Raw genomic sequence first — 11,189 nt, 5'->3', positions numbered from 1 at the left:
CCCACAGCAGCATTTTCAGCGGCGCCGACGTCGTCCTGCGCTATGCCTACAACCCCCCAGCCCACCCAACGATTGCAACGCAGGCGGTAGCGGCGCCAAGCTGGTCAGCAATGCCTTCCCGTTCACCGCCTCGGCGAGCGTGCCGGCGCGTTGCAACACCTATGTGACCACCGACCTGGATTTCGGCAGCATCGCCGGCAGCATCGCATCGGCCATCGATCGCACGTCGACCATCAGCCTGACCTGCACCAACCGCACTGCCTGGAATATCGGCCTGGACGATGGCGTCAATGCCAGCAGCGGCACCCGCCGAATGCGTCAGGGCAGCAGCAGCAACTTCATTACCTACGAGCTGTATCGCGACCCGGCGCGCAGCGCGCGCTGGGGCACCAGCATTGGCGTGGACACCCTCAACAGCACCGGCACCGGCACTGCCCAGACGGTCACCGTCTACGGCCGGGCCCCGGCCCCGCAGACCCCGGCGGCCGGCGCTTACACCGACACGGTAACGGTGACCATAACTTACTGACCATTCATAAAGTTGCGCTCGGTCACGTCGTTATCTGAGGGGACCTTCCTGCAACCGATTGCCTTATGACTCTGGTCACTCTTTCGCGCGGAATCCTGCTGGCCTGTTTGAGCTGCGCGGCACCGCTTGCCGCGGCCGAGACGGGTCACGGCGTGGACAACTCCACCCTGCACATCGGTCTGCGGCTGCTCAGCGGCTGCGAGCTTCGCACGGCCCCCGCCCGAGCCGACTGTGCCCGCGGGATTCCGACTGCGGTGAGCGCGCCGACGTCGGCAGCCGAACCGGCCGCCACCAGTGCCCACGATGCCAGCGCCCTGGCCGGGCCGACCCCGGCCGGCGCCGCCGCCGCCCGTTTCACCACCGTCGCGTTCTGAGCATGGCCGCCCGTCGTCGCCGCTGGCATGCCATCTGCCTGGCTTGCGTGCTGGTGGCCGGCCCTGGCGTTGCGGCAGAGATCGCCATCGCCCCGATCACTGCACTGATCGCCGCCGACAGCACCCAGACCTCGACCTGGGTCTACAACCAGGGCAGCACCCCCTGGCAGGCCGAGGCCCGGCTCTACCGATGGCGCCAGGTGGATGGCCGTGATGTGCTCGAACCGGCCACGACCGCGACCGTCAGCCCGCAACGCTTCGAAATACCGGCCAATTCACGCCAACTGCTGCGATTGATCCGCCTGAGCCCGGCACCGAGCCAGCAAGAGGACAGCTACCGTCTGGTGGTGACCCAGGACGGCACCAATGGCGAGCCGACATTGCTGCGCTATTCGACCCCAGTGTTCATCCAGCCCAGCCCGCCGGCAGACGTCCATCCGCGCCTGCACGCCCGCCTGCTCCACGAGGGTGGCACCACTGTCCTGACCGTCTCCAACAGTGGTCAGGGTCACGCTCGCCTGGCGGATCTGACCTATCTCGGCAACGACGGCAGTCGCCGCAGCGTGCGCGAGGCGCTGGCCGGCTATGTCCTGCCCGGCCAGAGCCGGCGCTGGGTCCTGCCCGCCGGCCTGCCACTGGCGGACGGGCGCTTCGTCGCCCGCATCAACGGCGATCCGGAGAGCATGCTCGCACTCGACCCCTGAGCCCGCGGGGTTCCGGCCGATGGCATGACGCAGATTGCATGCCAATGGCCTGGCGGCTATACTCCCGCAGCTGGTCGTGCGCCGCATGCCAGCGCGTCCACGTCGGACGTCACCGACGAATTCACACCTGTCGCCGCCATCCGTGCCGGGGTGCCTCGCAAGAGGTTCGTCACGGAGGCGACAGGGAAGCCCAACCCCGGAATCTTCCGTGCGAGTGTTTGACGCGAACCGTCGCGCAAACCCGCCATCCATGAGCGACCAGTCCAAAAGGCGCGCATGGCGAGGATTCCATTATCAGGAGTCATGCAATGCCCCAGGTCACCATGCGTCAGATGCTCGAAGCCGGCGTCCACTTCGGCCACCAGTGCCGTTACTGGCACCCGAAGATGGCCCCGTACATCTTCGGCGCTCGCGGCAAGATCCACATCATCAACCTCGAGAAGACCGTTCCGCTCTTCAACGACGCGATGAACTTCCTCTCCTCGATCGCACAGAAGCGCGGCACCGTGCTGTTCCTGGGCACCAAGCGCAGCGCGCGCGAAGCCATCAAGGAAGAAGCCGAGCGTTGCGGCATGCCGTTCATGACCCAGCGCTGGCTGGGCGGCACGCTGACCAACTTCCGCACCGTCAAGCAGTCGGTTGCGCGCCTGAAGGAGCTGGAAGCGGCTGAGACCGACGGCACCTTCGAGAAGCTGGTCAAGCACGAAGTGCTGGGCCTGCGTCGCGAGCGCGACAAGCTGGAAGCCTCGCTGGGCGGCATCAAGGAAATGAACCGTCTGCCGGACGCGATCTTCGTGATCGACATCGGCCATGAAGACATCGCCATCAAGGAAGCCAAGAAGCTCGGCATCCCGGTGGTCGCCGTGGTCGACACCAACTACGATCCGGCCCTGGTCGACTACGCCATCCCGGGCAACGACGACGCCATCCGCGCCGTGCAGCTGTACGCCCGCGCCGCTGCCGACGCCGTGCTGGAAGGCAAGGCCGCCGCGCCGAACGCCGCCACCGTGCGTGAGGAAGAGTTCTCGGCCGATGCCGCCGACGAAGGCAAGGGCCGTCGCGCACCTGCCAAGAAGGGCGACAAGAAGGCCGACGCCACCGCCGAGTAATCGGCGTGCAATGCGGCCGCGCGATGCTGTGCGGCCGCAATTGCGACGATCGTCGCAGGCGGCCCGCCCCTGCCGATCCACCGCATCCCCGTGAGTGGCCCCATGTTCTGCGCCGCTCCGCAACGGCGGACTCCGTCCGCCCCAGCATTCGTCCATACGAGGTAATCCCGTGGAAATCACTGCTTCCCTGGTCAAGGAACTGCGCGAGCGCACCGGCGCCGGCATGATGGAGTGCAAGAAGGCACTCACCGAGAACGGCGGCAACATCGACGCCGCTGCCGAGTGGCTGCGCAAGTCGGGCCTGGCCAAGGCTGACAAGAAGGCCGACCGCGTTGCCGCCGAAGGCCGCATTGCCATGGCCCAGACCGACGGCAAGGCCGTGCTGGTGGAAGTCAATTCCGAGACCGACTTCGTCGCCAAGGACGAGAACTTCCTGGCCTTCACCGAGACCGTCGCCAAGACCGCGCTGAGCTCTGGTGCCGCCGATGCCGACGCGCTGAAGAGCACCAAGCTGGCCAGCGGCGAAACCGTGGAAGAGCTGCGTGCCGCTGTGATCGCCAAGGTCGGCGAGAACGTGCAGGTGCGTCGCCTGGCCCGCATCGATAGCGCCAACAACGTCGCGGCCTACGTGCACGGCGGCCGCATCGGCGTGTTGGTCGAGCTGAAGGGCGGCGACGCCGAGCTCGCTCGCGGCATCGCCATGCATATTGCCGCGATGAACCCGCCGTACGTGAAGGCTGCCGATGTGCCGGCTGACTTTGTCGCCAAGGAAAAGGAAATCGAACTGGCCAAGATGTCCGAGAAGGACAAGTCCAAGCCGGCCGAGATCCTCGAGAAGATCATCAGCGGCAAGATCAGCAAAATCGTCAACGAGGTCACGCTGTACGGCCAGCCGTACGTGCTCAACACCGACCAGACCGTCGAGCAGGCGGTCAAGGCTGCCGGTGCCGATGTGGTCGGCTTCCAGCGTCTGGCCGTTGGCGAAGGTATCGAGAAGGTGGTCGAGGACTACGCCGCCGAAGTGATGAAGCAGGCTGGACTGGCCTGATTCCTCACCCGTAACACGCAAAAAGCCGCGGCAGTGCCGCGGCTTTTTGCGTTTGGGCCGCCGTGCATCCGGCCGCGCCCGGCAGCACACGCCTCGACACGGCTGTATGCTTGCGACAATAGACGACCACGCCCATGCAACCAGATCTCCAGGCCGCCCTGCACTACTGCCGCAATTTGCCGTCGCCCCCGGGCGTGGCGCTGCGCATCATCGCCCTGGCGCAGGACCCGGACGTGGACATGACCACCACCGCAAAGGTCATCGGCATGGACATGGCGCTGAGCGCACGCATGTTGCGCGTGGCCAATTCGCCGCTCTACGCCAACCGTCGCCGGATCGACCACCTGAGCCAGGCGTTGAGCATGCTGGGGCTCAACGCCGCACTCAGTCTGGCACTGGGATTTTCGATGGTGCATGGAGTGCGCAGCACCTTCCAGGCCCATCCGCTGCATGAGCGGATCTGGCGCCGCGCTGGCCTGTGCGCACTGGCCAGCCGCATCCTCGGCCAGGCCCATGGCCTGCGCAAACCCGAGGAGCTCATGCTCGCCGGCCTGCTGCAGGACATCGGCAAGCTCGCGTTGTTGCAGGGCGCACCACAGCTGTACGCGCCGTTGCTGGAACAAGGCCTGGACAGCGCCGCGCTGCTGGACGCCGAGCGCAGGCAACTGGGCGCCACTCATGCCGAAATCGGCGCCTGGCTCGCCCAGCAATGGCAGTTGCCACCCTACCTGCAAGAGGCCATCGCCCACAGCGAAGACGACCCCGCCGCACTGCAGCCGTTCCTGGCCTGCGTGGCGCTCTCCGGGCGACTGGCCGACATCTGGTTGTCCAGCAGCGCCGACAATGCCACCGCACAGGCGCAGCAGCAGACCGAACAGGTGCTGGCGCTGGACGCCGAACGCTTCGAGAAGGTCATCGAGCGCATCGCCGAATCGCTGCCGGAGCTGGATGCGCTGTTCGACATTCGCGTCCCGCCGCCGGAACACATCCAGCTGATCTTCGAACAGGCCCGCGAACTGGCGATGTTGCGCAACCTGCGGCAGTTGCAGGAAATGGCCGAAGCCAGCCGTCACGCGGACGAGTCGGAAAATCGTCTGCGTCACCTCGCCGAGCAGGCCAGCCGCGACGCCTTGACGGGCGTGTTCAACCGCCACCAGCTCGGCACCGCACTGAGCCATGAATTCGAATTGGCCACGCGCCAGGGCTGGCCGCTGTCGATCGCCTTCATCGACCTGGACGATTTCAAGCGCGTGAACGATGCGCATGGCCATCTGGTCGGCGACGAGGTGCTGCGCAATTTCGCCCAGACGCTGCTGCGCATGGTCCGCACCAGCGACCTGGTCGCACGCTACGGTGGCGAGGAATTCCTGGTGATCCTGCCCAATACGCCCGGCGAGGCGGCATTGATGGTGATCGAACGCATCCTGGCCGAAACCTCGCGCACGCCGATGGCGCAGCTGTCCGGCGGCCCGTTGCACATCACCTTTTCTGCCGGGCTGGCGACCCATAGCGGCAGCCATTTTGACAGCATCGATCACCTGCTGCAGGTCGCCGACAGCGCGCTATATCGCGCCAAACATCGCGGCCGCAATCGCGTGGTCGTGCACGATGCGACCGAGCTGCACACGCCGGCACCACCGAGCAAGCACTGAGCAGCCACGGTCTTTGGCGGCGACAAAGGAATTTTTACCACGCCCATGGGCGGGCTTCCGCTAGAATTGCCGGCGTTTGTCCCCTTACCCCCGAGGCCCCCCCATGTCCGAATTGTCCTATCGCCGCATTCTTCTCAAACTTTCCGGAGAGGCGTTGATGGGGGATGGGGACTATGGCATCGACCCCAAAGTGATCAATCGCCTGGCCCACGAAGTCATCGAGGCGCAACAGGCCGGTGCCCAGGTCGCCTTGGTGATCGGCGGCGGCAACATCTTCCGCGGCGCCGGCCTGGCAGCCAGCGGCATGGATCGCGTGACCGGCGACCACATGGGCATGCTGGCGACGGTGATCAATGCGCTCGCCATGCAGGATGCGCTGGAAAAGCTCGGCGCCAAGGTGCGAGTGATGAGCGCGATCAAGATCAACGACGTCTGCGAGGACTTCATCCGCCGTCGTGCGATCCGCCACCTGGAGAAAGGCCGCATCGCGATCTTCGCTGCCGGCACCGGCAATCCCTTCTTCACCACCGATTCGGGCGCAGCGCTGCGTGCGATCGAAATCGGTGCGGATCTGCTGTTGAAGGCCACCAAGGTCGACGGCGTCTACGACAAGGATCCCAAGAAGCACGCCGATGCCGTCCGCTACGACAGCCTCAGCTACGACGAAGTCATCCTGCAGGGCCTGGAAGTGATGGATACCGCTGCGTTCGCGCTGGCGCGCGACAGCGACCTGCCGCTGCGCATCTTCGGCATGAACGAGCCTGGCGTGCTGTTGCGCATCCTGCGCGGCGAACAGATCGGCACCCTGGTCCAGGGCCGCAGCTGAACACGACGGATGGGGCCGGCTGACGGCCCTGCCCCACTCCGCACCGCCCTGGCGGGCGCCGCCGTCCCCGGCGGGCCACCCCGCCCGCCATGAACCGCCCGGGCCGCACGGCCCGCTTTTGCTGCACCGCCTCGGCCGCCGGGCGCCGCGCCCGCTATAATCGATCAATTACGAGTCACCAGGACCTTCGGCGATGCTCAACCAGATCAAACAAGACGCGCAAACGCGCATGACCAAGAGCATCGATGCTCTGCGCCACTCCCTGACCTCCGTGCGCACCGGGCGCGCCTCGCCGGCGCTGCTGGATGGCATCAAGGTCAAGGCCTACGGCGCCGACACCCCGCTCAACCAGGTCGCCAGCATCAGCGTCTCCGAAGGCCGCTCGCTGGTCATCAGCCTGTTCGACAAAGGCATGATCAAGGACGTCGAGAAGGCCATCTACGCCTCCGACCTCGGCCTGACCCCGACCGTCGTCGGCACCGTGATCCGGCTCAACCTGCCGCCGCTGACCGAAGAGCGCCGCAAGGAGCTGAGCAAGGCAGTGCATGGCGAAGGCGAAGACACCAAGGTGGCGATCCGCAACGTCCGCCGCGACGCCAACCAGCAGGTCAAGGATCTGCTCAAGGACAAGGCCGTCACCGAAGACGACGTGCGCCGCACCGAAGACGAGATCCAGAAGATCACCGACAAGGCGATCAAGGACGTCGATGAAGTGGTCAAGGCCAAGGAACAGGAATTGATGACGGTCTGACCGTGGCCTCTACTGCCATGTGTCCTGCCGCGCCGGCTGCCATTCCGCGCCACATTGCCATCATCATGGATGGCAATGGGCGTTGGGCGCAGCGGCGTCGGCGCCCGCGCATGATCGGCCATCGTGCCGGCGCGCGCGCGGTCAATCGCACCATCGACGTCTGCCTGGAAAAAGGCGTGGGCGCGCTGACGCTGTTCGCGTTCTCCAGCGAGAACTGGGGGCGCCCGCAGGAAGAAGTCGATGCGTTGATGAAGCTGTTCCTGCATGCGCTTGACCGCGAGGTCGAGGAACTGCATCGGCGCGGCGTGCAGGTGCGTTTCATCGGCGAGCGCAGCCGCTTCAACGAGACGCTGCGCCAGCGCATGGCGGCCGCCGAACGCAGTACCGCTGGCAATCATCGGTTGGTCCTGAGCATTGCCGCCAGCTATGGCGGCCGCCAGGACATCGTCATGGCGGCGCGTGCGCTGGCCGAGGACGTGGCCGCCGGCCGGCTGCAACCGCAACAGATCGACGAGGCCTTGCTGGCCAGCCGGGTCGCACTGGCCGACCTGCCGCCACCGGACCTGTTCATTCGCACCGGTGGCGATACCCGCATCAGCAACTTCCTGCTCTGGCAACTGGCGTATACCGAATTGTGGTTCACCGATGTGCTGTGGCCAGAGTTCGATGCGGCCGCGTTGCAGCAGGCCCTGGATGCCTATGCCGGGCGCGAACGCCGCTTCGGCCTGACCAGCGCGCAGATCGCCGATCTGGCCGCCGAGACGTCTCCCGCATGACCAAGACCCGTGTGATCGCCGCGCTGATCATGGCGCCGCTCGCCATCTGCGCGATCGTGCTGCTGCCAACCCAATGGCTGGCCGCCTTGGCGGCGGTGCTGTTCCTCACCGGCCTGTGGGAGTGGCTCAAGCTCGCCGGCATCGACGACAGCCTGCCGCGCACGGTGTTGCTGATGCTCAACCTGCTGCTGATGGTGCTGCTGGTGTGGGCTTCGGCCGGCGCCATGGTGCTGTTCCAGATCGCCGCGCTGGTGGGCGTGGCCTGGTGGCTGCTGGCACTGCTGTGGCTGCGCTTCTTCGGTTTCGGGGCCGACCATGGCAATGGCCAGGCGCGCGCACTGAAGCTGGCCGCCGGCACCCTGGCGGTGCTGCCGGCCTGGGCCTCGCTGGTGCTGCTGCACGCCAATCCGGACAAGGGCAACCTGTGGCTGCTGACCGCGCTGACCATGGTGTGGGCGGCCGATTCGGGCGCCTACTTCGCCGGCCGCCAGTTCGGCCGCCACAAGCTGGCGCCGCGGATCAGTCCGAACAAGACGATCGAAGGCCTGCTGGGCGGACTGTTCGCGGGAGTGGCGGTGGCCTGCGCCTTCGGCTGGCTGGCCGGGCTGACCTTGGCCCATGTCCCCCAGTTGATCGTCGTGGCGGTGCTGGCGGTGCTGGCCTCGGTCCTGGGCGACCTGTTCGAAAGCCTGCTCAAGCGCCATGCCGGCGCCAAGGACTCCGGGGCGGTGATTCCCGGCCATGGCGGAGTGCTGGATCGGGTCGACGGCGTGTTGGCCGCGTTGCCGGTGTTCGCCCTCGGCAAGGATATCCTCGGGTTCTGATCATGACCGGCTCGTCTCTTCGTCAGGTGGCGGTGTTCGGCGCCACCGGCTCCATCGGTGCCTCGGCACTGGACGTGATCGCACGCCATCCGCAGCAGTTGCGCGCCAGCGTGCTGGCAGCCGGCCGCCAGGTCGAGGGCTTGCTCGCCCTGTGCGAACGCCATCGTCCCGCGCATGCGGTGATTGCCGAGCCGGCGCTGTATCCGGCCCTGCGCGACGGCCTGCGCGCGGCCGGGCTGGACACCCAGGCGCATGCCGGCCCCCAGGCACTGGACGCGCTGGCCGAAAGCGACGCCTGCGACACCGTGGTTGCCGCCATCGTAGGCGCGGCCGGGCTGTCTTCCACCCTGGCCGCCGCCGGTGCCGGCAAACGCCTGCTGCTGGCCAACAAGGAATCCTTGGTGCTGGCCGGCGAACTGCTGACCCGCGTCGCCGCCAGCGCCGGGGCGGAAATCATCCCGATCGACAGCGAGCACAGCGCCATCTTCCAGTGTCTGCGGTCGTGCGATGCCAGCCGCGGCGTACGCCGCGTGGTGCTGACCGCGTCGGGCGGCCCGTTCCGTGGCTGGGACCGCGACGCGTTGACCGCGGTGACGCCGGCGCAGGCCGTCGCCCACCCGAAATGGTCGATGGGACCGAAGATCTCGGTCGATTCTGCGACCTTGATGAACAAGGGGCTGGAAGTCATCGAGGCACATCACCTCTTTGGCCTGCCCGGCGACCGGATCGACGTGCTGGTGCACCCGCAGAGCCTGGTGCATTCGCTGGTCGAATTCGTCGACGGTTCCACCCTGGCGCAACTGGGGCTGCCGGATATGCGCACCACCCTGGCGGTCGGCCTGGCGTGGCCGGAGCGGATCGAATCCGGGGTCGCCGGGCTCGACCTGCTGCAACAGGGCCGGCTGGATTTCGAGGCGCCGGATACCGACGCCTTCCCCTGCCTGCGCCTGGCCTGGGACGCGCTCCGGGCGGGCGGCACCGCTCCGGCGGTGCTGAATGCCGCCAATGAAGTGGCTGTTTCAGCCTTTCTTCAGGGCCAGGTGGGTTTCCTAGCGATCCCGGCGCTGGTGGAACACGCCCTGGCCACCCTTCCGCGCCACAATGCCGATACCCTGGACACCTTGCTCGCCGCCGATGCCGAGGCACGGCGAATCACTGAACGCGCCCTCGCCCATCCGTCCCTGCATGCCTGACCGCTTCACGCCGCCGAGTTGCATCCATGGGTGATTTCATCGGTTCGGTCTGGTGGATGATCGTCAGCCTGGGCGTGCTGGTGACATTTCATGAATTCGGCCACTTCTGGGTCGCGCGCCGCTGTGGGGTGAAAGTGCTGCGGTTCTCGGTCGGCTTCGGTCGCCCGCTATGGATGCGCCGCGATCGCCACGGCACCGAGTTCGCGGTGGCGGCCATCCCGCTGGGCGGCTACGTGAAGATGCTCGATGAGCGCGAAGGCGAGGTCCATCCGTCCGAATACGCGCAAGCCTTCAACCGCAAGACCGTCTGGCAGCGCATCGCCATCGTTGCCGCCGGCCCGATCGCCAACCTGCTGCTGTGCATGGCCCTGCTGTGGGCGATGTTCGTGGTCGGCAAGCAGGATTACTCGGCCACCGTGGGCCGCGCCGACGGGTTGGCTGCCGAAGCCGGACTGACCCCCGGCGAGCGCATCGTGCGTATCGGCGAGCGCGCCGTCAGCAATTGGAGCGAGGCCAGCATGTTGCTGACCACCGCGGCCATGGACCGTCGCGATGTGCCGGTGCTGACCGTGGATGCCGATGGCGGCAACAGCGAACACCAGCTGCGGCTATCGCAATTGCCGGTCGGCTTCGACGAGCGCCGGGTCGCGTCCCTGGCCGGGATCGGCTGGCAGTTCATGCTGCAGCCGCCGGTGGTGGGCAAGGTGGTAGCCGGGTCGGCGGCCGATGGCCTGCTCAAGCCTGGCGACCGCATCGTGGCCATCGATGGCCAGCCGATCCGCTCTGCCGACGAAATCCCCCCGCAACTGCAGGCACTGGGCGCGCAAGGCGGCAGCGGCATGATCGAGGTGGCCCGCGACGGCGACCGGCTCGCACTGGAAATCAGCCCGCGTCGTTCGCCGCAGGGACAATGGATGCTGGGCGTCGGCTTTGCGGCCACTCCGGCCCCCGCCTACGACAGCCGCCAGCAGTACGGACTGTTCGCCGCCGTGCCGGCCGCCATTCGCGAGACCGGGCGCATGACCGCCGACTCGCTGGGCATGATGAAGCGCATGCTGACCGGCCAGGCCTCTGTGAAGAACATCTCCGGCCCGGTCACCATCGCCCGGGCCGCCAATGCCTCGGCCGAGCGCGGGCTGGACTGGTTTCTGTATTTCCTCGGCCTGCTCTCGCTCAGCCTGGCGATCATCAACCTGCTGCCCATCCCAATCTTGGACGGTGGGCACCTGCTGTATTACCTTATTGAGTTGGTCAAGGGCAGCCCGCTCAGCGAACGGGCCATGATCGCGGGGCAATACGTCGGCCTGGCGTTCCTGGCCGGGCTGATGGGCCTGGCGTTCTACAACGACATCCTTGACATAGTTCCACGATGAAGCTGCTCTATTCCTTTCGCCTGTTGTCGT

Annotated in this window: 11 protein-coding genes and 1 pseudogene; all 12 read left to right on the top strand. The window is 66.7% G+C overall.

The window, feature by feature from the left end:
- A pseudogene (locus CKY51_RS21705) lies at nt 1-529 on the top strand (Csu type fimbrial protein); the annotation flags it as partial.
- A 65-nt stretch (nt 530-594) separates the two neighbouring features.
- Nucleotides 595-903: a hypothetical protein gene (locus CKY51_RS21700; protein ID WP_022972079.1), complete on the top strand. Its 309-nt coding sequence runs from the start codon at nt 595-597 to the stop codon at nt 901-903.
- Between the two features lie 2 nt (nt 904-905).
- Nucleotides 906-1,607, top strand: coding sequence for a fimbrial biogenesis chaperone (locus tag CKY51_RS21695; protein WP_022972078.1), 702 nt, complete (start codon nt 906-908; stop codon nt 1,605-1,607).
- Between the two features lie 308 nt (nt 1,608-1,915).
- Nucleotides 1,916-2,716, top strand: coding sequence for a 30S ribosomal protein S2 (gene rpsB, locus CKY51_RS21690; RefSeq protein WP_022972077.1), 801 nt, complete (start codon nt 1,916-1,918; stop codon nt 2,714-2,716).
- A gap of 169 nt (nt 2,717-2,885) precedes the next feature.
- Nucleotides 2,886-3,764, top strand: a complete 879-nt coding sequence (gene tsf, locus CKY51_RS21685; protein WP_152249987.1) for a translation elongation factor Ts — start codon at nt 2,886-2,888, stop codon at nt 3,762-3,764.
- A gap of 134 nt (nt 3,765-3,898) precedes the next feature.
- Nucleotides 3,899-5,416, top strand: coding sequence for a sensor domain-containing diguanylate cyclase (locus tag CKY51_RS21680; RefSeq protein WP_022972075.1), 1,518 nt, complete (start codon nt 3,899-3,901; stop codon nt 5,414-5,416).
- A gap of 103 nt (nt 5,417-5,519) precedes the next feature.
- Entirely contained in the window at nt 5,520-6,242 is a 723-nt protein-coding gene (pyrH, locus tag CKY51_RS21675; RefSeq protein ID WP_152249985.1) for a UMP kinase, read from the top strand.
- A 193-nt stretch (nt 6,243-6,435) separates the two neighbouring features.
- Nucleotides 6,436-6,993: a ribosome recycling factor gene (gene frr, locus CKY51_RS21670; protein WP_022973468.1), complete on the top strand. Its 558-nt coding sequence runs from the start codon at nt 6,436-6,438 to the stop codon at nt 6,991-6,993.
- A 17-nt stretch (nt 6,994-7,010) separates the two neighbouring features.
- On the top strand, nt 7,011-7,769 hold the full coding sequence (gene uppS / locus CKY51_RS21665; protein ID WP_022973467.1) for a polyprenyl diphosphate synthase: 759 nt from the start codon (nt 7,011-7,013) through the stop codon (nt 7,767-7,769).
- Nucleotides 7,766-8,593, top strand: a complete 828-nt coding sequence (locus tag CKY51_RS21660; protein WP_022973466.1) for a phosphatidate cytidylyltransferase — start codon at nt 7,766-7,768, stop codon at nt 8,591-8,593. Before uppS ends, CKY51_RS21660 begins: the two co-directional genes overlap by 4 nt.
- Before the next feature lie 2 nt (nt 8,594-8,595).
- Nucleotides 8,596-9,786, top strand: coding sequence for a 1-deoxy-D-xylulose-5-phosphate reductoisomerase (locus tag CKY51_RS21655; RefSeq protein ID WP_022973465.1), 1,191 nt, complete (start codon nt 8,596-8,598; stop codon nt 9,784-9,786).
- 26 nt (nt 9,787-9,812) lie between these two features.
- Nucleotides 9,813-11,159, top strand: a complete 1,347-nt coding sequence (gene rseP / locus CKY51_RS21650; protein ID WP_152249968.1) for an RIP metalloprotease RseP — start codon at nt 9,813-9,815, stop codon at nt 11,157-11,159.
- Nucleotides 11,160-11,189: the final 30 nt, after the last annotated feature.

This window comes from Xanthomonas maliensis (assembly GCF_009192945.1).
GTDB classification, from domain to species: domain Bacteria; phylum Pseudomonadota; class Gammaproteobacteria; order Xanthomonadales; family Xanthomonadaceae; genus Xanthomonas; species Xanthomonas maliensis.
The sequence above is the reverse complement of the archived record's forward strand: the minus strand, read 5'-3'. Positions and strand labels throughout refer to the sequence as shown.